25 protein-coding genes and 1 pseudogene are annotated in these 21,635 nt (G+C 56.7%); 19 read left to right on the forward strand and 7 right to left on the reverse strand.

What is annotated here, in order from left to right:
- Positions 1 to 10: 10 nt before the first annotated feature.
- From OHL19_RS05570 to OHL19_RS05605, 8 genes are all read left to right on the forward strand, one after another.
- On the forward strand, positions 11 to 832 hold the full coding sequence (locus OHL19_RS05570; RefSeq protein ID WP_263356620.1) for a PRTRC system ThiF family protein: 822 nt from the start codon (positions 11 to 13) through the stop codon (positions 830 to 832).
- Between the two features lie 51 nt (positions 833 to 883).
- Positions 884 to 1,177: a hypothetical protein gene (locus OHL19_RS05575; RefSeq protein WP_263356621.1), complete on the forward strand. Its 294-nt coding sequence runs from the start codon at positions 884 to 886 to the stop codon at positions 1,175 to 1,177.
- A gap of 22 nt (positions 1,178 to 1,199) precedes the next feature.
- Positions 1,200 to 1,751, forward strand: a complete 552-nt coding sequence (locus tag OHL19_RS05580; protein ID WP_263356622.1) for a PRTRC system protein E — start codon at positions 1,200 to 1,202, stop codon at positions 1,749 to 1,751.
- Positions 1,752 to 2,219: 468 nt separating this feature from the next.
- Positions 2,220 to 3,395 carry a DNA polymerase III subunit beta gene (dnaN, locus tag OHL19_RS05585; RefSeq protein ID WP_263356623.1) on the forward strand — a complete coding sequence of 392 codons (1,176 nt, stop codon included), beginning with the start codon at positions 2,220 to 2,222 and terminating at the stop codon, positions 3,393 to 3,395.
- Between the two features lie 245 nt (positions 3,396 to 3,640).
- Positions 3,641 to 4,111: a J domain-containing protein gene (locus tag OHL19_RS05590; protein WP_263356624.1), complete on the forward strand. Its 471-nt coding sequence runs from the start codon at positions 3,641 to 3,643 to the stop codon at positions 4,109 to 4,111.
- Positions 4,112 to 4,218: 107 nt separating this feature from the next.
- Entirely contained in the window at positions 4,219 to 5,379 is a 1,161-nt protein-coding gene (locus tag OHL19_RS05595; protein WP_263356625.1) for a hypothetical protein, read from the forward strand.
- The gene (locus OHL19_RS05600) at positions 5,379 to 5,921 is read left to right on the forward strand and encodes a hypothetical protein (RefSeq protein ID WP_263356626.1); all 543 of its coding nucleotides are present in this window, start codon (positions 5,379 to 5,381) and stop codon (positions 5,919 to 5,921) included. The genes OHL19_RS05595 and OHL19_RS05600 overlap by 1 nt, the downstream gene beginning before the upstream one ends.
- Before the next feature lie 102 nt (positions 5,922 to 6,023).
- On the forward strand, positions 6,024 to 6,992 hold the full coding sequence (locus tag OHL19_RS05605) for a hypothetical protein (protein WP_263356627.1): 969 nt from the start codon (positions 6,024 to 6,026) through the stop codon (positions 6,990 to 6,992).
- A gap of 45 nt (positions 6,993 to 7,037) precedes the next feature.
- Here OHL19_RS05605 and OHL19_RS05610 read toward each other — a convergent pair whose 3' ends face one another.
- Complete coding sequence (locus tag OHL19_RS05610) at positions 7,038 to 7,532, reverse strand: MgtC/SapB family protein (protein WP_263356628.1); 495 nt, start codon at positions 7,530 to 7,532, stop codon at positions 7,038 to 7,040.
- Between the two features lie 193 nt (positions 7,533 to 7,725).
- Between OHL19_RS05610 and OHL19_RS05615 the strand changes: the two genes are divergently transcribed.
- The gene (locus OHL19_RS05615; RefSeq protein WP_263356629.1) at positions 7,726 to 8,037 is read left to right on the forward strand and encodes a hypothetical protein; all 312 of its coding nucleotides are present in this window, start codon (positions 7,726 to 7,728) and stop codon (positions 8,035 to 8,037) included.
- A 347-nt stretch (positions 8,038 to 8,384) separates the two neighbouring features.
- Here OHL19_RS05615 and OHL19_RS05620 read toward each other — a convergent pair.
- Positions 8,385 to 8,825 (reverse strand): annotated as a pseudogene (locus OHL19_RS05620) (IS110 family transposase); the annotation flags it as partial.
- 254 nt (positions 8,826 to 9,079) lie between these two features.
- On the opposite strand from OHL19_RS05620, the gene OHL19_RS05625 reads away from it, so the two are divergent.
- Positions 9,080 to 9,343 carry a hypothetical protein gene (locus tag OHL19_RS05625; RefSeq protein ID WP_263356631.1) on the forward strand — a complete coding sequence of 88 codons (264 nt, stop codon included), beginning with the start codon at positions 9,080 to 9,082 and terminating at the stop codon, positions 9,341 to 9,343.
- A gap of 444 nt (positions 9,344 to 9,787) precedes the next feature.
- Here OHL19_RS05625 and OHL19_RS05630 read toward each other — a convergent pair whose 3' ends face one another.
- The 4 genes from OHL19_RS05630 to OHL19_RS05645 all read right to left on the reverse strand — a co-directional run bounded on the left by OHL19_RS05630 (position 9,788) and on the right by OHL19_RS05645 (position 12,762).
- The gene (locus OHL19_RS05630) at positions 9,788 to 10,867 is read right to left on the reverse strand and encodes an alkene reductase (RefSeq protein WP_263356632.1); all 1,080 of its coding nucleotides are present in this window, start codon (positions 10,865 to 10,867) and stop codon (positions 9,788 to 9,790) included.
- 144 nt (positions 10,868 to 11,011) lie between these two features.
- A complete protein-coding gene (locus tag OHL19_RS05635; protein ID WP_263356633.1) occupies positions 11,012 to 11,740 on the reverse strand; it encodes an alpha/beta fold hydrolase in 729 nt (242 codons plus the stop codon).
- 110 nt (positions 11,741 to 11,850) lie between these two features.
- Positions 11,851 to 12,150, reverse strand: a complete 300-nt coding sequence (locus OHL19_RS05640; protein WP_263356634.1) for a putative quinol monooxygenase — start codon at positions 12,148 to 12,150, stop codon at positions 11,851 to 11,853.
- A 57-nt stretch (positions 12,151 to 12,207) separates the two neighbouring features.
- The gene (locus OHL19_RS05645; RefSeq protein ID WP_263356635.1) at positions 12,208 to 12,762 is read right to left on the reverse strand and encodes a carboxymuconolactone decarboxylase family protein; all 555 of its coding nucleotides are present in this window, start codon (positions 12,760 to 12,762) and stop codon (positions 12,208 to 12,210) included.
- Between the two features lie 103 nt (positions 12,763 to 12,865).
- Here OHL19_RS05645 and OHL19_RS05650 point away from each other — a divergent pair, with 103 nt between their 5' ends.
- The 3 genes from OHL19_RS05650 to OHL19_RS05660 all read left to right on the forward strand — a co-directional run bounded on the left by OHL19_RS05650 (position 12,866) and on the right by OHL19_RS05660 (position 14,788).
- Positions 12,866 to 13,438, forward strand: a complete 573-nt coding sequence (locus tag OHL19_RS05650) for a TetR/AcrR family transcriptional regulator (RefSeq protein WP_263356636.1) — start codon at positions 12,866 to 12,868, stop codon at positions 13,436 to 13,438.
- A 702-nt stretch (positions 13,439 to 14,140) separates the two neighbouring features.
- Entirely contained in the window at positions 14,141 to 14,371 is a 231-nt protein-coding gene (locus OHL19_RS05655; protein WP_263356637.1) for a hypothetical protein, read from the forward strand.
- A gap of 96 nt (positions 14,372 to 14,467) precedes the next feature.
- On the forward strand, positions 14,468 to 14,788 hold the full coding sequence (locus OHL19_RS05660) for a hypothetical protein (protein WP_263356638.1): 321 nt from the start codon (positions 14,468 to 14,470) through the stop codon (positions 14,786 to 14,788).
- A gap of 92 nt (positions 14,789 to 14,880) precedes the next feature.
- On the opposite strand, the gene OHL19_RS05665 is transcribed toward OHL19_RS05660, so the two are convergent.
- On the reverse strand, positions 14,881 to 15,915 hold the full coding sequence (locus tag OHL19_RS05665; protein WP_263356639.1) for a PDDEXK nuclease domain-containing protein: 1,035 nt from the start codon (positions 15,913 to 15,915) through the stop codon (positions 14,881 to 14,883).
- A 101-nt stretch (positions 15,916 to 16,016) separates the two neighbouring features.
- Between OHL19_RS05665 and OHL19_RS05670 the strand changes: the two genes are divergently transcribed.
- From OHL19_RS05670 to OHL19_RS05690, 6 genes are all read left to right on the forward strand, one after another.
- On the forward strand, positions 16,017 to 17,027 hold the full coding sequence (locus tag OHL19_RS05670; RefSeq protein WP_263356640.1) for an AAA family ATPase: 1,011 nt from the start codon (positions 16,017 to 16,019) through the stop codon (positions 17,025 to 17,027).
- Positions 17,024 to 17,974 carry a hypothetical protein gene (locus OHL19_RS05675; protein ID WP_263356641.1) on the forward strand — a complete coding sequence of 317 codons (951 nt, stop codon included), beginning with the start codon at positions 17,024 to 17,026 and terminating at the stop codon, positions 17,972 to 17,974. The genes OHL19_RS05670 and OHL19_RS05675 overlap by 4 nt, the downstream gene beginning before the upstream one ends.
- Positions 17,971 to 19,176 carry a vWA domain-containing protein gene (locus OHL19_RS05680; protein WP_263356642.1) on the forward strand — a complete coding sequence of 402 codons (1,206 nt, stop codon included), beginning with the start codon at positions 17,971 to 17,973 and terminating at the stop codon, positions 19,174 to 19,176. The genes OHL19_RS05675 and OHL19_RS05680 overlap by 4 nt, the downstream gene beginning before the upstream one ends.
- A gap of 172 nt (positions 19,177 to 19,348) precedes the next feature.
- Positions 19,349 to 19,525, forward strand: a complete 177-nt coding sequence (locus tag OHL19_RS23005; protein WP_396126662.1) for a helix-turn-helix domain-containing protein — start codon at positions 19,349 to 19,351, stop codon at positions 19,523 to 19,525.
- A gap of 171 nt (positions 19,526 to 19,696) precedes the next feature.
- Positions 19,697 to 21,331 (forward strand): HD domain-containing protein, encoded by a 1,635-nt coding sequence (locus tag OHL19_RS05685; protein ID WP_263356643.1) that lies wholly within the window; start codon positions 19,697 to 19,699, stop codon positions 21,329 to 21,331.
- Between the two features lie 35 nt (positions 21,332 to 21,366).
- Positions 21,367 to 21,621, forward strand: a complete 255-nt coding sequence (locus tag OHL19_RS05690) for a hypothetical protein (RefSeq protein WP_263356644.1) — start codon at positions 21,367 to 21,369, stop codon at positions 21,619 to 21,621.
- The last annotated feature ends 14 nt before the right edge of the window (positions 21,622 to 21,635 follow it).

Below are 21,635 nucleotides of genomic sequence, written 5' to 3' on the forward strand. Positions count from 1 at the left end.
GAGAGGCGCTATGCGCATAGAACACTTGATTCCTTCCGATCTTCTTGGCCGGCGACCGGTTCGCGTTCTGGTTGTCGGTGCGGGAGGAAGCGGCAGTGCCGTCGTGATGGGACTGCCGTACCTCGATCAGGCGATGCGAGCGTGGGGCCATGCCTATGGATTGGACGTCACGCTGATGGACGCCGACGTCGTATCGGAGACCAACTGCGTTCGTCAGCCGTTCTCGCTCTCGGACGTTGGGCTAAATAAGGCCACGGTCCTCATCAATCGCATCAACCTGTTCTGGGGCACGAGTTGGTCCGCTCTTCCTCATTTCTTCCACGAGCGCTCGCTCGATCGAAGCTATGATCGGGTACCCGATCTGGTCATTGGGTGTGTCGATACACGGGCAGGCCGGAGGGCTATCGATAGCGCCTTCCAGCGAGCTTTGGGCCTATGTTGCTACTGGTTGGATCTTGGCAACAACTCTGCCAGCGGACAGTATGTTCTTGGCCAGCCACAGAACCAGCGCAATCGAAGAAAGGCAGAGCGCCTGCGTACGGTGAGCGAACTCTTTCCCGAGATCATCGATACGGACGCCGGCGAGAGTCCGCTGCCAAGTTGCTCCGCGATCGAGGCCCTCGATCGGCAGGAACCATTCATTAATCAGACCCTTGCCTCGAGCGCTCTGGCCATGCTCGCCCAACTCTTTCGTTATGGTTCTCTCACGTACCATGGCGGTTTCTTCAATGCCCGGACCGGACAAATGAGCGCACTTCCGATCGATCCCGCGCTCTGGAAAAGGGCAAGGCGTCGGGCCGGTGCAGCGGCTCGCCAATTGACCGCAACTTAGTCTCGATTGCGATCGAGAAGGCTATCGTGGAGAAGATAGGAGCTCTCCTCCATGGCACCCCTTGATCCCGTTCTAGCCCTTGAAGCAAAAGTCCTTACCGTACTCGCCTTCCGCAACGGACCTATCGAAGACCTGCATGCTGGGAAAACCTGCCCCTTATGCTCTGGCGAACCCGAGTATTCCCACATCACGGATGCGGAGATGAAGAAGTTGATGCAATCCGCTGTAACCCAGGTCTACCGTCTCCTCTGGCAAAGAGAGAATGACGCCGAAGGTTACGCCAAAGCGCTCGCGCTCGGAGAGCGTTACATCAAGAACTGGGACGACCCAGTACCCAAGACATGATCTTTCACCTGCGAGGAAATCCATGTTCAAAGAACTTGCCCCCTACCTGCGGCAGCGCGCCGTCCTGATGACCGTGACCCATCTGGAAGATGACCAGATCCGCGTAAACATCGTTCCCAAAAAGCTCAAAGACGGCGAAAACGAGGCTCTGACCACACCGCTTAGTGTCACCGGGACGGCCGAAGAGTTGGATCGGGAGTTGCCCGATACCTTGACTAGCTATGTCGCCTCTCACCTCCAGCTGAAGAACACCCTCGAAAAGGCGAAAGAGGAGATGGAAGCCGCAGCCAAAGCAGCTCAAGCTGAGGCGCGCGCGAAATCGAAGACTTCGGGAAAGAAAGAGCCTTCAGGCCAAGCGGTCACAAAGGCGGCTGAAACTGCGAAGTCGGTAGAGCTTCCGAAGCCTGCTGCGCCGAAGAGCCCCAGCCTCTTCGACATGGGACCAGCGCCATCTCCCGAGCCTGCTTCTCCCACCCCGGCTCTTAGCGTCCAGAGTGAATCCTCGGAAGAGGACGAGATCCTTTCCGAGATCAATGAGGACGAAGACAGCGAAGAGCTTCCGGACGCGGCATAGGAGTACACGGAGCATGGGACGCCAGAAAGCCATCGGGCTTTTGGCGTCCCTTTACTCCGTTAGCCCGTCCTGGCCTCCCAGCGAGAGCTGTCTAAATTTAGAATCGAGTCCCTTGGAACCAGGTCGAGAGTATCCCCTTCTTATGCCTGATCCAATGCGATGCCAATATTGCCGCAGTAAGAACGAGGATCGAAGAACGAACAATCTTCGAAACTCGAATAAATCGTACACCCGATCCAAATCGTCAGCACCTAGAGATCTTGCCAGCATCTACGCGAATCAGGCCATCAGAGCGTGAAGCTCACAAGCCTTCGCAGGAGATCACTACGTTTCAAGACGCCTCCAGCAGATCCGGAGCCTAGCTCTGGTTTTTTCTATTGCGACGGAAGCCATAGGCCTTCTGCAGAAAATCTATCCCCTCTTCAGTTTCTCCTGTCATTCCATCTCACACTCGAAAGGCTGCATTCCATGGCTGCTGCAACGATTCCTGTTCCCACCGAAACCAAATCGCCGGCTCCCGTGCTGATGGAGCTGGCCGTCGACCGGGGTCAATTCCTGGCCGAAGTGCAGGCCGCAACCCGCGTCACGGAGGGCAAGAGTACCATCCCAATCCTCACCCATCTCCTGCTAAGGACGACTAACAATGGTGCACTCTCCGTCACCGGAAGCGATCTCCAACGTACGATCACGACCGAGTGTCCGGCAGCCGTAAAGTCCCAGGGAGCAGCCGCAGTTCCTGCGCAAAAACTGCTTACGTACCTCAAGCTGCTTCCGAACGGTCAAGTCAATCTCAAGCTCTTAGGAAACGATCGACTTCAGATCACGGCTGCAAATTCGCGGACGAAGATTCCGGGGATGAAACCCGAATCCTATCCGGCGATTCCGGTTGCATCCGGGGTGCTAATCCGCCTCAGTGCACGCGCCTTGCGCACAGTGATCCGTCAAAGTCTCTTCGCTGTAGCCACGTCACAGGACAAGTATCTTCTAAACGCCGGATTGCTCTTGCTCCGTTCCGACCGTATGGGTATGGTTGCCACCGATGGCCGACGCTTGTCGATGGTTGAAGTGCATGACGAAGCCCTCGCAGGGGAAGAATTGAGGAAGGTGCTGCTTCCCAGGGAATGCATGAGCGACCTGCTCGCTTTGTTCTCCTGGTCCAAGGAAGAGACGATCGAGTTCCGCGAAGACGAGACCTGTCTTTACTTTCAGCTCGGCCCTCGCAAACTAAGCGTACGCAAGCTCACGGACCAGTTTCCGAACTATGAGGCGATTCTGCCGCGTGACAATACCAATTCTGTCGTCCTCGCATCGTCCGATCTGCTCGCTTCGGTGCAACGCGTCCTCCAGTTCGCCGATGAGCGTTCGAATGCTGTCAAGCTTCACCTTGCCGACAACTTGCTGACGCTCAGCGCGTCGATGGCGAACCACGGAGAATCTCAAGATTCACTGCCTTTGAGCTATAACTCCACTCCGGTGACGATCGGATTCAATGGAGCCTTTCTGATCGAGTTCATTAAAACCATCGGAGCGGAAGGAGAACTGCGCCTATCTCTCAAGGATTCCGCTTCTGCGGCCGTCATCACTCCAGAGGCATTCAATCCCGAATATCAGCAGCGCTACGTTGTGATGCCGATGCGCGTATGAAGACCGCTGTTTCTCTCCTGCAACGCGGGACGCCGATACCGATACTCACACTACCTTCCTATAATGAGGTAGATGCAACGTGTTCGCCCTTTGGCGTACGTGCTTGCGACTGGAGGCCAGCCATCGCGAAGGCGTATCCCTTGAACTGGCCCGCCGGGTGGCAGCGAAGTTCCACCCGGCGGCGCTCTCAATTCAGAAAATCGTACGATTCTGCTCACCGTTCTCTCCTTTACGAGATCGGTAAGATGGGCGGGACAAAGATCATTGTCTCCACGAACCTCCCACTGTATCGGGATGGCTACCCGATGACCAGCGCCATGGAACCTAACGACCCCGGGGTAGCTGTTTATTTTGTGCTCGAAGGCAAGCCCATGGCGTTTGCCTGTGACCGGTTCCAGTATGTGTACGAGAACATCGAAGCAATCGCTAAGACCATCCATGCCTTGCGTGGTATCCAGCGCTGGGGCGCTTCCGACATGATGGAACGCGCCTTCACAGGGTTCAAGGCTTTGACGGACGGCCCATCGGAGGACTGGAGACAGGTCCTCGGGTTCGATATGTTCGAAACGGTGACACGAAAGATGATCGAGTCGCATTATCGCGAATTGGTCAAACAGCATCACCCGGACATGGGCGGCGATCGTGAAGACTTCGAGCGGGTGATGCGAGCTCGCGAAGCAGCAATTGACGAATTGACCTATACCAGCGAAAACTGAGTCTTTTCGTTTCGGGTGCTACGCCTGTGTCGGGACATGCGCCACGATGCGATGTGGTTCGATCCCTCCCTGTGTTCAAACCAGTACCGATGAAAAGCCATCCCCGGATGGCCGTTTCCATTTCCGCGCCTCTCGACGCCGGAGGACACATGCTCTTTGATATATCGGAGTTCCGCGCACCGCTACCGAACGATGTTCAGGTCTTTGCGTCCGGCGCGAACCGCCTTTCGGAAATTCGAGGATTCGCAAAGCTGGGAATCGCCATCGGTGTGGCCGTGAACCATCTGAATGAATCTGCCATCGCCGAACTCATTACCATCCAGCAGCCTGTGATGATCGACAGCGGCGCATTCAGCGAAGTCGTCGCCGGCACTAGTGGCATCCGTGTGACTTCACCTATCACCGACCAGGAGTGGCGACGCAGGCTCGCCATCTATCTTCGGCTCGCCTCTTCGCTCCGCCAGAAAGCGATATTGGTGGCACCCGACCAGGTCGGTAACCAGCAGGAAACATTGCTGAGGCTCGAGCGATATCGCACTGAGCTTACTTTGATCGCTGCTACGTCAGCGACGCTCCTTTTGCCGTTACAAATCGGAAGTATGTCTCATATTGAGTTTCTGACGGCAGCCGAACGCGCAGCAGGTATCCCTCTGGTGCCCGCAATGCCAATGCGCAAAGCTGCAACTTCGATCTTCGCCCTGACGGAGTTTGTTCGGGAAGTAAAACCCCGCCACGTTCACCTTCTCGGCATGGGAATCGAAAACCATCGCGCTAACAAGATCCTTCGACTCATCCGACATTTCAGTCCGCGGACGAGCATCAGTCTCGATTCGAACCGGATGCGTGCCGTGACGGGCATTGGGCGGCCGATGACGATGACCGGGACAGCGTTACGGTCGACCGACGCGGAAGGCATCTACGCTGAGGTCGACTCGCCGGTCCTTGCCCTGACGGGAGACCGTTTCGATTACACCGATTCGATCGCTTTCCCATCAGGGTGGTGCACCGCTGAACAGCTTTACTCGATCGCAGTATCCGTAGGTATGCTGGCCGGTGAGTCCGCGAAGTTTCGTCGCGATCCCGACAGCTTTCTTCAGGGACCGTTCCGCGACAACGCTGAGATCTCCTGGATGGAATACCCACTGATGGAACTGGGGCTCAATCGAGCCTGGGAAGCCTACCTCGACCAGACAATCCGATCGGCGGTTCGCACAGCCGCAATCGTGAGCGTCTTTCAGGACTCCTCCATTCGAAGGCGATGTGCCTAATGACGCTTTCTCGGAGTGGCGAAGATTTCCGCGCCGACATCCGGTGCTGGCATGACACTTTTCGCTTCCAGTCGAATGAAACGCCTTACCCATTCCACCCACCCACACCGCGAGGTACTTCCATGGCCCACCTTCCCGTACTTACGAGGGACCAACTCATCGAGATGGCTATCGAGATTCTCCGTGTAACGAATGACGGTGACGAACTTTCACCACAGGACCTGAAGCTCGTTGAACTTGCGGTCAACAACAGGCTCGACTCCGAAGGTATCGCTTTGTTCCAGGAGCTGTACGGCAACGCCGCCAAAGCTGAAGGCTACACGAAATCCTATCTATTCCAGATCGAGCACCTGACGATCGACCAGCAAGGCTTCGTGTATTGGAGGGGCTCCATCGTCGAGCATTTTGATCATGCCCTCTGGAAGCAGGCCGGCTGGAAAGAGCGCATGCTGTCCGATGCGCAAAGCGTGGCCGCACGCTGCCGGGATCTCGAGCTCCGAGGAATACGGCCGAACGTATCGAATGTTCTCAACGGCCACTAAGAGTTGTACGGTGTGTTTTGCGGAGACTTCGCATCAGACCTTCTCCACCCGTCACATCTCCTCTATCCATCGTAGGCCCGGACTACGGGCGAAGGACGCGTCATGAAACCCGCCCTACATACGTTTGCCTATAGCGACCCAGTTCGTCGCATGATTGATCCCTATGAATGCGGATGGCAGGATGGCGGATGTTTTATCTTCGCCGTCGCCCTCTGTCTCTGGCTCGCTCCTGATGCTGAGCCCGCCTGCCTTTATCGAGCATCGCTCAAAGACGAACAGACTGCCGACCACTGGGTCTGCCATATCGATGGATTCTTCCTCGACAGCGACGGAGTGTACACCGAGGCCGGTTTGCTCAATCAATGGAACCATCATCCCTGCATGAAGGAAGCGATGATGCTGGAGGCTCCGGCGTATCCGCCTCGCGTCGTCTCCGTACTCACAGACGATCGTGTCTCGCGAGAGATCAAAGCGTTACTGGAGGCCAGAATTCGGTCACCCGAAGAAAGACGAACTTCTTTCCGTGCTTGGCCGCGGACTCGAGGACTTCGTGCCGACCCAGAACCGAATAGCTTAGTTCGGGAAAAGACGTTCCCCCCCCAAAAATCCTTAGAGGAGTCGCGAATGGCAAATGCAACGAATCTCTCTGTCCTTGAACTCTTGGGGATGGCCAACGAAGCTTATCCGGACGGATTTCTCGCCTGCTACTTCGACAAATCTACAGGCCAGCGTAAAGAAGGTTCGGGAGACAGCCTTGCGCAGTTCATCGTCTCGGAGCTAACGGAGACCTTCGATCCCCAGGCCTCTTCAGTCGAGCAGCGAGAAAAGGCCCAGCATGTCTTGGAGAACGCGATCGGCACTCTTCGCGGGGTGGTCGACCGACTCGAAATGTCAGCGGCAACTCCCATCCATCTCCGCCTGGAGAGATTGTGTGACGTGCAGAGGCTTATCAGCGAGTTCGGGGAATGGGGTGAACATCCCAAAGTCCCGCGCTCGGACTGGCAATACGAGGTCGCGAACGGCGACTCCCAGCGCGGCTATTGGGACTTCGTGGCGGCAAAGCTCGAATGAGTGCTTCTCGGCAATGCGGTAATGGCATAACGACTCTGGCTTCATCTAGTCGTGTTGTGGATGCTCATTCTGTTCTGCAGGAACACGACCGCCGGAAAGAAGTCGCACAAGGCGCGGAAAAATTAGCGCCACAATAAAATAGGCGACCGTGACGGCGAGCGCCAGCAGAGGAAGCCCCGCGCCGCAAGCCATTCCGATCCCGGTGACGAGCCAGACGGTGGCAGCGGTGGTGAGGCCTGAAACCCGGTCGCCTCGGACAAAGATCAGCCCTGCGCCGATGAAGCCAATGCCAGTCACGATCTGCGCCGCCACACGAGACGGATCCAGAACAACACGACCATCGATCAGGACGTCTGTGAATCCGTACTTTGAGACCAACAGGAAAAGGGCGGCTGTGGTACCGACGATCGTATAGGTGCGAAGCCCGGCGCTTTTGTGACGGAGCTCGCGTTCCAGTCCAACAAATGCTGAGAGCAGAAATGCAATGCCCAGCTCAATGATTTGATCAAGACTCTGTCCCGTTGGCTCGATGATCCGCATGCAACTATCTTATGGAACTCGGCCTTAGCTTGGCTAAACAGGGCGGCTCCTAGCATCCGACTTGCCTCATAGCGGATGGCCAAGTGCGTGGCCGGTGCTCGATAGACGACCCGATCACCCGAATCAGTTTTGTGAGGCGATGGAAGAAGCAGGCTACTAGCTTGCTCCCTCTTCGCATCGTGAAGGAGCACCTATGACAAAGGCGAACAGAATTTCCCCTGCCCTCAATCCGGATGCCAGAGTCCTACTGACAACGCAGAAGGATAACGGCACGAACTCCATCCATCTAACCCTGGCGCTCAAGATCGACCTGGCCCTGTTGCGCAGGCAGAAGCGAGCTCTTATCGGCCTCCACGAGGGTTCCCCAGTGTCGTCCGAACAAGAAGAGGCCGCCGAAGGCATGCTTAACATGATCGACTTCATTCAGGATTCGATCCTCGATCAGCAACTAGCGACTGAACAGGACATCTTCCCTTCTTTGCCGAGCCTGTTCGACGTCGTGTAGATGCTGATTCCTAACCGCTAGTGCGGCATTCACAGAGGGTTCGAAATCGCAATGTGGCCGCCCGGCCCGGAAGGACACGCGGCACATCATCGCGGTGCCGCGTTGGCATTAGGACGCGCTTCATCCGTCTAGCCGACCGAAGAACCTGAAAGCCGGTCACCGAGGAGATAGACATGAGACGAAGTCGAATCCGGATCGCCATGGATGCTGGAAAGCTCTGGGCCGAACAACAGCTGAAGAAAGGCATCCAAATTACTCCTTCCTCCGCCGAAGAGGCGGCCAGCGAGAAATTTGCTCATATGGGATCGCGGCACCTGTTCTGGTGTTCTGCACTCGATATAGCACCGCAGAACGCCGCGGTAGAAGACGATGCAGGAGATAAGACTGCCAGCGCTCCCAACTCTCGATAGCCTGAGCCTTGCAGCCGGATCGTGATGGAGGTCCTGATCATCGGTCTTGATCGGGACGAAGCGCATGTTCTTGCACTCGACGGCCTCGGCAATGGCTTCCGCATCAACGAAGTCGTTCTTGTTGGACGTCACAAGCGGCTTCACGAACTGCGCTGCGATCAGCCTCACATCATGGCCTTGCTGCCGTAACGCTCTACCGAGAAAATGCGCTCCTGAGCAGGCCTCCAGACCGATCAGCGAAGTCTGCATGTTCGCCGTGAATATCAGTAGTTGCTTCTGCGTGAACTTCTTCTTCACCAGCACCTTGCCGGCGGCACCGAGCGCCACGAGGTGAAACGTCGTCTTGCCCAGGTCAATGCCTACCGAACGAATCTGCATGTCGATGATCCTCCTCTGAAACCGCTGCTTACATCCTCCGCCCAAGCGGAAGGGGGTTACAGCGGCGAACCATCTCATTAGCCGACTAAGGGAATGTTTGCAAAGGAACGGCATTCTCCGAGCCCGGTTGGTGCAGATTATTCTTCTATTCTCCTCCGTGATACGCTTCTGCTGGTAAGCAGCCCCTGGTCCTCGGTCGGATACAAAAGGAGCAGCCCGAAAGCAGATTTATCCTTGAGAAAAGCGAGGTCTTTATGCCCACAGACGGATTGAGAGACCCCTGCTATGCTCGATTGACCGAGCAGCAGGAAATTGATGCAAAAGCTGCTGACGACATAGGTAACCTAGATCTGCTGAAGCTGGTCTGCCATAAGTGTGGCCAGACGATAGGGGCAAAGGTAATGCCTGCATACAAACTGGCAACCAACGCCGGGAAGCATTTTGAGGCTGATCCTTATCCGCATGAACGGCCCAAAGCACAACGGCCCCGTGCGCTCAAGCGCGGCCCCCGCAAGTAAGGTCAATCTGGCCGGTGGCCCGCTCGAGTGGTGAGGTCAGGTGGCCCGGTCATAAAATAGTCCGGAAATCGTCGTGCCCCATCCATCCACGGTTTTATCGTGGATGGATGGGGCACGAAGCACAATCAACGCGCAGCCAACTAACGCCAGCCTCGATTACTCCGCATAAACGCCCATTGCGGAAGCCATCGGTCTATCTTCTAGGCTCAACGAGTGCATTGGCCTGAAGACGCCAGTTGAGATCCGTAACATAGACGGTGAGTATCGACTGGCACGTCGTGTTCAAGCAAGATAGTTCTCGATCATTAGTGCTAGCTCTTTTGATCAGGTTTGGGCTCATTGTCTCAAGCCAAACAAGCCCGTGCGTCTTCATTAGGGATATCAAAACGCTATATCACGCGCAGATTCAAACAATCGCGTCCGCATATCGTGATGCTACACGGTTCAGGAGAGCGCGGGATAGCTCGTGTAGCCGGCAGCGTCTCCTCCGTAGAAAGTCGTTGGGTCCGGTTCATTCAGAGCGGCGCTGAGTTGCAGCCGCCTTGGCAGATCCGGATTGGCTAGAAACGCACGGCCGTATGCGACTGCGTCCGCATGCCCACTCCGTATCGCTTTCTCGCCCTTGGGCCCGTCATATCCACCATTCACAACGTAGAGACCTTTCCAAAGCGTTCTCAGGTAAGCAGACAACGCGAGATCCTCCTCGCTGCTTCCCTTGCTGTCCTGCGCCTGTTCAACGACATGAAGATACCCGAGCCCATAGCCGTTGAGTCTTGCAACTGCGACGGAGAAGGTATCGCGTGGGTTGTCATCCGACATATCGTTAAAATCAACCGTCGGAGAGATGCGCACGCCGATCTGCTTGCTGTCCCAGGCTTCCAGAACCTGTTCAACTGCTTCCGTGAGAAAGCGGACTCTATTCGCGGCAACACCTCCGTATTTATCGGTTCGCTGATTCGTTCCTGTTCGGAGAAATTGATCGATCAAGTATCCATTCGCCGCGTGAATCTCGACCCCGTCGAATCCGGCTTCCTTTGCGTTGGCCGCTGCCCGTTGATAATCGGCGAGGGTTTCTTTGATCCCGCTAGCCGTCAATGCAACCGGCTCTGAAACCTGTGCTGCACCCGTGGCGATATGCGTGTGGGCATTGGCGCGGATTGCCGACGGAGCAACGGGTTGCACGTTGTTTGGCAGCAAGGACGAATGAGAGATTCGGCCGACATGCCACAACTGCAGAAAGATTCGGCCTCCACTCTTATGAACGGATTCCACTATTTGCTTCCACGCTCGCACCTGCTCATGGGAATGAATCCCTGGAGTATTGAGGTACCCCTTGCCCATGGGCGAGATCTGCGTCGCCTCGGTCACGATGAGGCCAGCCGAAGCGCGTTGGGAGTAGTAGGTAGCCGCGAATTCGCTCGGCACGCCATCTGCGTCGGCGCGTGTGCGCGTAAGGGGCGCCATGAAGACGCGATTTGCCAGGACCAAAGATCCAAGCTGAACAGATTCGAACAGATTCGGCATTACTGTACTCCTGTTGGTCTAGCGACGCAGTGGGTTGTTTGTGATGAGCCGGTGCTGGAGAATCTCTGTTAGGTTTCGACACGCCCGCTCGGTTCCTACGCTGCAGCCAAGGCGGCGTAGGAACCTCTACTCAACAGACCGTCGTTACTTCGCAACTGCGCGGGCAGCCTCTTCGATCACATCGACTACCACGTCCGGGAAAGTGACGGGGATGGCGTGCGAAGACTTCAGCTCAATGACGGTAGAGTGGGCACGATCGGCTTCGAACTCGAATTCTGCCTGGGGAATGACGGGATCGAGCAGGGGCCTGATTTGCCAGCTCGGCTTGCTCGCCCATGCAGCCGATGTCAGTTTATCGTTGAGGGCTTGCAAGGCGATGGGGCGCTGGGTGGCGATCATCAGCGCGAGCACGCTCTCGGGCACGTCGGCGGCGAGGAGGTAGCTGTACTTCTCGGCTTTGACGAGGAGATTCGTGCCGGTGGTACCGTCGGGCAAGGTGTATGGGATCAGATCGACGGACGAGGCGAAGTCGCCGCCGGGAAACCGTTCGAGGCAATCGTTTGTAGATTCCCCGACCCCGGGCATAGGGGAGCCCGCGTAGACCAGGCCCTTGACCTTGGGGTCATCCCCGGCCTGGGTGATGACGGCCCCGCCGTAGGCATGAGAGACGAGGATTACGGGCCCCTCGATCGTGTCCAGCAAGCTACGCAGGTAGGCAGCGTCGACGAACAAGCCCCGCAAGGGATTGGAGAAGACCTTGAACGGGTAGCCTTCCCGCTGGAGCCGCTGGATCACTCCATGAGTCCAGAGCGACGAGTCTTCGACGGCCCCGTGTACGAGCACGATAGTAGGCTTTAGTGATTTGATATCCATTGTGATTCCTCGCCATGAGTGTTGCGTTAGGGATGGGCGGCTGGCTTGCGCATTGAGCCAAGCCGCCCAAGATCATCATCTGTTTCGTAATGAAGAGCCCGCCGAAGGCCCTATTTCTGGGCGACCACCTGCAGCCGATGAACCTTAGGAGCCACCGAAAATAGCTCCTCCGCCTTCTCCACAAGCTCCTGCCCAGCCTCGCCGTTTACATGGGCTTCGCGTGCAGCTTCATCATTGAAGGTGTCGAAGACTCTATAGACTCCAGTCTCCCCCTCGACTTTCGCCGCGTGCCACGACAGCGTTCCAGGCTCTTTTCTTACCAGCGTGGCCTCCTTCTCCAGAAACGCCTCGACTTCCGCTTCCTTCCCCGGTTTAGCCTTCAACTCAACAAGCAACGCGAACTTAGCCATTTCGACACATCCTTTCTTGAACAGTGGTTTGGTTGATAGTTCCTTCTGTGCGAGGTTCTAGGCCTCAGACTGAAATGCCGGATCGAGTTCCGTAGGGGAAATGTGATCCAGGTAATTGCTCATCGTCTTGAGAGCGACTCCGATCAGAACCTCAAGTACCTGGTCCTTTCTGTACCCGGCGGCGAGAAAGTTATCCATGACCTCCGCGCGCACATGTCCGCGTTCACGGACGATCACCTTAGTGAGGGCGACAAGCGCCTCTAACTTCAGATCGGACACAGGTTGGTTGGCCCTTACTGCCGAAACAACCTCGGCCGGTACATGCATGAAAGCCTTCAGCAGCGTGCTGTGAGCTGCCATGCAGTAGCCGCAACTGTTCTCAACGCTGGCGGAGAGCAGGATGATCTGGCGCTCCACGGCACTCAGGCTGCCCTTATCAAAGGTTTTTTCCAGCCCTACATAGCCCTCGAGCAAAACAGGAGAGTTTGCGAACACTCCAAAGAGGTTTGGAATGAACTTGAACGACTTTTGGATATTTTCCAGGATTGGACGAGACTTCTCAGGTGCGGTTTCCACGCCGAGCGGAGTGAAGAGGGTGATTTGCTGATTCATTTGGTGTATTCCCTTCGTAAACCTCATTCAAGACAGACAGGTCTGTCTTGAAGCATAGAAAGAGTAGAGACAGACTGGTCTGTCTTCTGTCAAGATAAATCCGATGAAAGCACAAAAACAATCCGATCCGCGGGAGAGAATCCTGGAGGCTGCCGACCGCCTCTTCTACACAGAGGGTGTACGTGCAACCGGTACCGAGAAGATCATGTCCGTCTCCGAGGTCGCAAAGGCGACCTTCTATCGGCATTTCCCGAGTAAAGATGACCTCGTGATCGCCTACCTTGAATATCGCGACCGATCCTTCTTTGAATATCTCGATACCCCTGCGCCCCCGGAAGATATCCATGAAGCCTTAGCCAGAATCGAACGGGTCGTAAATCGAGCCGACATCATCGGATGCCCGTTCCTTCGGATCGCATCTGAGTACCCGGATTTTGACCACCCCTTCCATCGCGTGGCGGTCGAACACGAAAACAAGTTTCTTGCCTATTTAATCAATCTGCTAGAGCCCTTCGCAATCGACACAAGGGCGGCGGCCGCGGCGTTACTTAGCGTCGTCGATGGAGGCCTCACCACGAGAATGCTCTATGGGACATCGAAAGAGGTTCCGATTCTCGCGCCCGCCGAGGCAGTACTCAAAAGCTTTCAGAGCGCGCGCACTCAACGCCGCAAATGATGGCTGTCATGATGAAGCCTCATCCCGGCAAGTCCCCCCGGGTTCAGCTTGCGGAGCGCGGTCTGCCCTCTCTCGATTGATGACCCAAAACATCAAGTGAAGTGTGCGCACTTTTACACCCCCCCCCTTCCACTCTTCCTGGCCTTTCTTTGCGCCTTCATCGGGGCCGCTTGGCGTCGCCTGGTGCAACATCGTCGATGCGCTCATCAAGGCCGGGTAAAAAGGCGGCTTCACGCGAATTGGGGAATGGGACGACCGGAAGACGGTCTCTTCTGATTGCGCAAACGAAAGGCCGCTATGCCCCTTAGGCACGTAGAAGCTGCACTTCGCGCATGCCATCCGATGCGGACATTGGACGAAATAAGCGTTCGTACAGAACCCATGTCCAAGGTCATAGTAACGCCAGGGCTCATCGCGAGCGCTCACACCGTTACTCGGACAGCGCGCCGCCGCCGACACTCTGAATCAGTTCGCCCGGGTTTCGGATCAGCATGTCGAGGAGCATGGAATCGCCTACCTCTATCGGCTTCGTTGCGAGGCCACTTTTCCGACTCGCGAAGAGTTTCTGGTTGCCCTACCCGCTGTGGTGGACCCCAAAGCGCGCAACGGCCGGAGTGGTTCGAAGAAAAGTGGGACGCGCCCCAACGCATGCTCTTCGGATGAACGTGGGCCGAGTCTAACCGCGCCCTGAAAGGAAAACCTATGTTTGAGGCATATCGAATTCTCCCAGTGCTCGAATGGGAAGGCAATGATGAGAGTCGACAGCTCGAATCATTCACAACAATCGAACTGGCAACTGAAGCCCAGCGGCGGATGCTTGAGATCGACCCCGATGCCGATCTTGATATTCGTCTCTTCTGGACGATCTACGGCATCAACGCGGAGTCCAATGGAATGCGCTCCGAGGAAGCCATCTCCGATGTGGAAGATTAAGCCGCGGCACACGCCCTCCTGAGAAAGCTCATCGGTCCATTCGCCACGGACCCGAAGGCCCCCAGCGGGGGATATTACGTCCGCCTGTCGAATGAGATGAAGTCGACCGATCTCCCTTTCAAAGCATCAGACTGGACCACGGCCGATGCCGACAGGTTACTCGGCCTCGCGGATCAGCTACTCGATGACTGGGCAGAGGACGCGGTGCAGGGCGGCAAACCGGATGAGGATTATGAACGACGTTCGGCCGAGTGGACGGCAATTGGACCTCTGCTGGTCTCCGGGCCGACCATGCTCCGGGGGCTTAGGGAGATTCTTGACGTCTGCCAAGGCTCCCCCGACCCAATGGCTATGCACTGCGCTGCATTGGCTGGTTCCGCTATCGCGGCGTCGGATCATCGGGTCCCCTGCGGGTGAAGAGGATCCGATCCCGGAATCTCACTCGGGCAAAAACTCGCACAGCGCGTGCGAGTTTTGTAAGTGATTCATTCACAGGACCTTGTGAACTCCTACGCATCTTCGTCGAAGCCAGATAACAGTGACGCCACCTGGCCTGGGCTTGGGAGCTGTCCTTGAAGATCTCTAGGTACGTCCGGAGTGACGGAGTAAGCCGAAACGCCGATCGGAGCGGAGGACTGTTTCAAGGCGTACTCCACGACCAGTCGATTTTTGGATTTACAAAGGATGATGCCGATCGAGGGTTGCTCATCCGGCAGCCGGACGGTTTCGTCCAGCACAGAGAGATAGAACTGCATCTTCCCGATGAATTCAGGCTCGAACTCCCCAATCTTCAGTTCCAGGGCGACCAGAGCGCGCAGCCGGCGGTGATAAAGCAGCAGGTCGATAAAGAATTCACGCTCGCCGACCTGAACTCTATATTGGCTGCCGACGAAGGTGAACATGTCCCCCATCTCTCGCAGGAAGGACTCTACGCGGCCTGTGAGAGCACGCTCCAGTTCCTTCTCGCTGTGCTCATTCTCCAGATCAAGGAATGCAAAGGTGTACTCATCCTTGACGGCGAGTTTTGCCTGGATCTTGACGCTTTCGGGAAGCACAGACTCGAAGTTCGTCTGACTGTTCAGGGTCCGATGAAAGACATGGTTCTCAATCTGATGGACGAGTACGTCGCGAGTCCATCCGTATTTTCTGCAACTGCGAATGTAGAATTCCCGTTCCTCTTCGACCTTGCATTTCTCGAGGATTGTGATGTTGTGCGACCAGCCTATTTCTCGCACGAGCTGTGCGAGTTTTTCACTACCCTGATACGCCTCATAGAACGTTTTCATTCGCCAGAGGTTTGCGGCAGAGAATCCATTCGCTCCGGGAAACTCCTCGCGGAGATCCCGGGCAAGATTGCCCACAACCGATTTGCCCCAGGTGTCTCCCTGCTGCTTCTCCACGATCATGCGCCCGATGTCCATGTAGAGAGCGATCAGCCCCTGATTGACGACGCGCAACGCATCGAGCTGGGCCGAGCGGATTCGCTCTTTGAGAGCCTTCAGAAGCCTTTCGTATTCCTGCGGTGAAGCCGGGGTATTCGTCACAGCCGCTTGATCCATCCCAAACCAGTTTAGCCGGAAGCCCGAGCTAATCCACCCTCCTCGCGAGGACGGTGTTTCTTACCCTGCACCTACAAGGAAATTCCATGAAACCATCCAAGCTCTATGAGGCGCTTCATGCGCTCATTGGCGAGCGTGTGCCCCTGCATATATGGGGACCATGCGGCGTCGGCAAATCTCAGATCGTTGGGCAAGTGGCTGCCGACCTTAGCTACAGCTTCCTCGACGTACGGGCTGTGCAGCTTGACCCGGTCGATCTCCGAGGGTTACCTCGCATCGCGTCGGACCAGACCGAATGGGTGCCCCCGAAGTTTCTTCCGACTACTGGAAAGGGCATCCTGTTTCTCGATGAACTGACCTCCGCGCCGCAGATGACGCAGGCTGGCTGTTATCAACTTGTGCTCGATCGCAAGCTTGGGGAGTACGAACTGCCCGATGGATGGGTTGTGATTGCTGCCGGCAATCCCGCTTCCGAGCGCGGCGTCCACTTCGCGATGCCGCGGCCGCTGCGCAACCGGTTCGTGCATCTTGAACTCGAGGCAGACCTCGATGATTGGTGCCGATGGGCCGTCAAATCCGGGATCAGGCCGGAGATCATTGCCTTCCTGCGTTTCAAGTCAGAGCTGTTGCATGCGGCCGACATCACGGCAGATGCCAACGCATGGCCCACTCCGCGTTCCTGGGAGATGGCATCGAGCGTTCTGTCAGGCATAGCTCGCCGCAGGCAAAGCGCCTTGCTCTCCGGCACGAACGAATTCGAGACGCAGCTTCTGGACGGCACCGTAGGGACGGCGGCCGCCTCCGAGCTAACAGCGTTCCTTCGTCTCTTCCGGCAGCTTCCGTCGATCGACGAGGTCCTGCTTACCCCGGACACGGCGACGGTGCCAACCGAGACTTCGGCACAGATTGCCATCTCAACCGCACTCGGCCGCGTTATCTCAGACGCCTCCATCGGGAGAGCGCTTCGGTATCTCGACCGCCTGCCGACCGAGATGCGCGTGATGGCGATTTGTGACGCCGCCGCGCGAGACAAAGCCATCACGCATACCCCAGATTTTGTTCGCTTTGGTGTGCAACACAGGGAGGTCCTTCAATGATTACGGAGCGGGCGATGCTCGTCGCTGTCCATATCAGCCTATGGACGGCTGTCAAACATGATCGCAAGATTAGCCAGGATGTCGCCCATCAACACGGCGCCCATCTCGGAGCCGGTCGGTACAACAAACATCTTCTCAATGGAGCTGACAAGCTGGATGCGCTTCGGACGCTCGCCGGCCAGATCCGCCAATACCTCTACAAGATCACCTTGCCATGGTCCGACGAGGGTCTGCGGCTGCTGCCGAATGAGCTCTACTTCGACCTGATGAAGCGTATGCGGGAGTTCGAAACAGCGTTCGAGCAGGGGGTCGAAGACTTCCTTTTGGTATATCCCGGTTACATCGAGCAAGTGAAACCGGAGTTGAACGGTCTCTTCCGCGAGGAAGATTACCCTTCTCTGGACAGGTTGCGGGGGAAGTTCTCTCTGTCTCTCAAGATTCTGCCGATCAAATGCGGTGCCGATTTTCGGGTCAAGATGTCGGCCGAAGAACGGGCGCGCATTGCGCGGGAGATCGATGCCGACGTCCGGCAGGCGCTCACAGAGGGGACCGAGGATCTATGGAAGCGCTTGCGGGAAGTCGTCTCGCATATGGTCGCCCGCCTGAACGAGCCGGAGTCCCGGTTCCATGCGTCGATGGTCACCAACGTAGCCGAGCTGGTCGAGATCCTGCCACGGCTTAACGTGAACGGCGATCCAGACCTCAATCGTTTGGCCACCGAAGCCCGCGAGCGTCTGTGCAACTACTCCTCACAGGAGTTGAAGAAGCACGATCTCCTGCGGGTCACGACAGCAACCGATGCCGCGGACATCGTCGCGGAGATGGACAATATCCTGCGAAATCGAGATGCACAGACGAAGCTCGTCCCCGTCCCCGTTGCGGATCCTACGGTGGACCAGATCTTCTCCCATATGTCCGCGTTCCTGGAGGCGCCCGCCGCCGCATGAGAGATGACATACCCGTCCTCAAACGCATCGAGAAGGCCCGTACTACCCTCCTTCTCGACCATCCATTCTTCGGCTCGCTTCTTTTCAGGCTCAAAGGACGTGAGACCCGCTCGGTGAAGACGATGGCCACTGATGGCATCTCGCTCTACTACAACCCTGACTTCGTCGATACGCTCAACACTTCGACGCTGGCAGGCACACTCGCGCACGAGGTCATGCATCCGGCGTTGCGCCATCACACTCGCCGCGCCGGGCGCGATCCAAGGAGATGGAATGAGGCCTGCGACTATGCCATCAATCCGCTCTTGCTCGATGCGGGACTCAATCTTCCCGAGGGAATTCTCGTCGACGATCGCTTCCGCGGAATGAGCGCGGAGGAGATTTACAACCGGCTGACATCGGAGAGCGAAAAGGCATCCGGTGCGGATGAAGAGGCTCAATCAGGCGATGGAGGTCAAAGCTGCGAGCCCGACGACAACGGGAAGGCAGACGGGCCGATTGCCCCCACCAGTGACGGCGGAGTCGGCCAGGTCCTGGATGCTCCTGTCGGGGGCGAGGACGTGCCCGATGTCGAAGAACAAGAGCGCGAATGGACCATCGCCGTTCATCAGGCAGCTACGGTAGCAACTCGCGCCGGAAAGCTTCCCGCCGGTGCTGACCGTACGCTCGAAGGAGCGGCGGAAGCATCGGTCAACTGGCGCGAATTGCTCAGCCGCCTCTGGTCGGAGACAACACCTGCGGACTACAACTGGGCTCGTCCGAATCGCCGCCACATCTGGGCAGGGCTTTATCTGCCGGGCGTGCAGCGGGAGGGTGTCGGAGAGATCGCCATTGCAGTCGATTGCTCTGGCTCCGTGAACTCGCGACAGTTGCGGCTCTTCGAGGCCGAGGTTCGTTCGATCCTCGAAGGACAGCGGCCACAACGAGTCCACGTCCTCTACTTCGATGCGGTCGTTCACAAGGTCGAGACGTACCAAGCCGGCGAACAGGTGTCGCTCAGGCCTTTCGGTGGCGGTGGAACGGAGTTCGGGCCGTGCTTCGAATGGTTGGAGACGAAGGGGATCCAACCACAGACGTTGGTCTTCCTGACCGACTTGTACGGGAGCTTTCCTCCTTTCGCACCCGACTACCCTGTCCTCTGGGCATCAACGGGCAGTCGACAGGCACCCTTCGGTCAGGTCGTTCCGATGCAGGCTGCCTAACTACATAGGAGAGGGAAATAACCTTGCAATCCAACGCCGGGATTCGCGAGACAGTACACGTGGATCCCCGTACGATTGCAAGATGACCACTGAGATTGATCCCCACCGTCTCATTCAACTACCTGAATCCAGGAGCCCCTTCCGCAGCAGTCTGACTATGGTCGTCGGTTCAATGAGGAGTGCTGGTGTGGGCTACCGTGAGGCCGTTCGCCAATTCGAAGCTGCATACGTGAGCGAGGTTATAACGATAAATCGTGGACATCTTGGCAGGGTTGCAGCGCAATTAGGAATGCACCGTAATACCGTTACGCGTATGCTTCGTGACTTAGACCTCAAGAAGCGGTTCTAACCTGTTGAGCCCTATCTTCCGGCAGCGAACCTCGCGAGCAGATGATCGAACCCTCTCTGAGCGACGTAAGCCAGCGCTAATGACGGTTTACATCGGCTCGCCGCTCACCGAAGCGGGAGATCGGCCAAATCTGGTTATGATGTTGAAGATGTTCTTGGATATGTTCCGCCTATGATCGCCTCGACTTCCGGAAGACCCTTTGTGGTGCGTGATCCAGTGCACGGCTATTTAACCGTGGCTCCCCATGAGCGATTAGTGGTCGACGCGCCGATCACACAGAGGTTGCGGCGTATCGGCCAGACGGGACTGGCCGAGCTGGTATTTCCGGAAGCAAAGACATCCAGGTTCGTCCATAGTCTGGGTGCCATGCATCTCGCCTCTCGGTTCGTGGTCGCCGCTCTCGAGAATGCGACCCAAAAGGATGTCCAGGACTTTTTCGCGGATGTGCGGAAAGAGATCGACTGGGCGACTCTTCGCCCGGAAGACTTGGATGAGTTGCTTCAGCATTCGGGGGCGCTCGATGCTCTGTCTGCTATTCGCTTTTCGAGCTTCACGGACCCAGCGTCTTCGCAAGGGAAAGAGAACCGTCGATTGCTGGCCCTGATCGAAGGTGCCCTGAGACTGGCTGCACTGTTTCATGATCTCGGCCACCTGCCTTTCAGCCACGATTTGGAGTTCGCACTGCAGGACTTCGCCTCCTTCAGGGAATCTACGGGTAAACCGTTGCCATCCTCGACTCGCGCCATTGCGAACTCAAAGGCTCCTCATGAGGAGATTGGACATGCTCTCGCAGACATCGTCTTTCGGCTCTTACCCGAATCGAAACAAGCCGTACGGCATGTATATTCATTAGCCGGACGAATCCTCGACACTCCTGAGCCGGACTACGGCGTTTTCAAGCACCAACCGGCCTCAGCTCTTCAATGGCTCCATTCGTTGGTGGACGGGGAGATCGACGTCGACCGGGCTGACTACCTCTTGCGCGATGGACAGGCATTGGGGCTCGACTTTGCGCAATATGATCTGGATCGTCTGGTCTCAAACCTCGTGCTGATCAGAACGCCCGAATTGGGGTATTCCACGGCGATTAATGAGCCGGGCTTAGCAGCCCTCGAGAGCTATTGCCTGACCCGCTCGCGGAGCCATCAGGTCTTTGTAAGACATCACAAGGTCAGCCAGGTGGGGACGGCACTTCGATACGCTTCGTCTCAGTTGATGGATGTAGCTGCTGCAGAACCTTTGTTGGAGTTCCTTGCGAACCTAAAAACCGTCGACTCCGACGAGGAACGGTCGGCCGCCCTCGGGCAATATGCTGTCCTCGACGACGGCTGGTGTTTCCAGGCTCTGCGGACGCTCCAGAAAGATACCAAGGAACCTCTGCTTTCCGCCTGTCTCGGAGTAGCTCTTGATCGAGCGCCACGGCTCAGAAGCATCTGGAAGAGAAAGGGCGACCTCACCCCGGAGCAATTCTCGACGCTCAAGGCACATATCCAGGATTTGACATCCGCAGATGGTAAGGTTCGACTCCAGGGCGCGAGACGACGGTTGACCAAGAAGGGTGTCCTCTTTGCGCTCCATCGCTTCCGTCCCTACGTGGAAGATCGTTCCTCCGGGGAGAGCGTAATGCTCATTCGAGCGAAAGATGGTCAAACTCGCCCCGCATCCCAAATGAGTCCGCTCATTCGGCATCTTCGTGAGCTGTGGACGGAAGATATTCATCTATATGCCTTTGCGGAGCAAAACAACCCGATTACTATCGACGAGGTCCTTGCTCTTCTCGGTACCGAAGAGGACTCTAGCGCGTAAATGGGGGCTGCCGGGCTGAAGTGGGACGTGTCATAATGAAGACGGTTGATGCTCAAAGGGGTCTAAATATGTTCAATTTCCAAAATGCGCTTCAGCGCTGGAACGGCGAGTATATTAGCTTGACTGACCTCCAGCGACGCCTGAGCGAGCTTCGCCTTGAGCATCTTGGCGAGGTTCCCCCTGAAGTTGGCGTGCGGGAATTGCTTCTTATGGCACTGGAGCGTGGCTGGATCGTGGAAGAACAGTCCGGTCAGCTGCATATCCAGGTCCCGGAAGAAGTCGCGGCTTAATCCTGTTTCGGGCC

This window comes from Acidicapsa ligni (genome assembly GCF_025685655.1).
Lineage (GTDB): Bacteria > Acidobacteriota > Terriglobia > Terriglobales > Acidobacteriaceae > Acidicapsa > Acidicapsa ligni.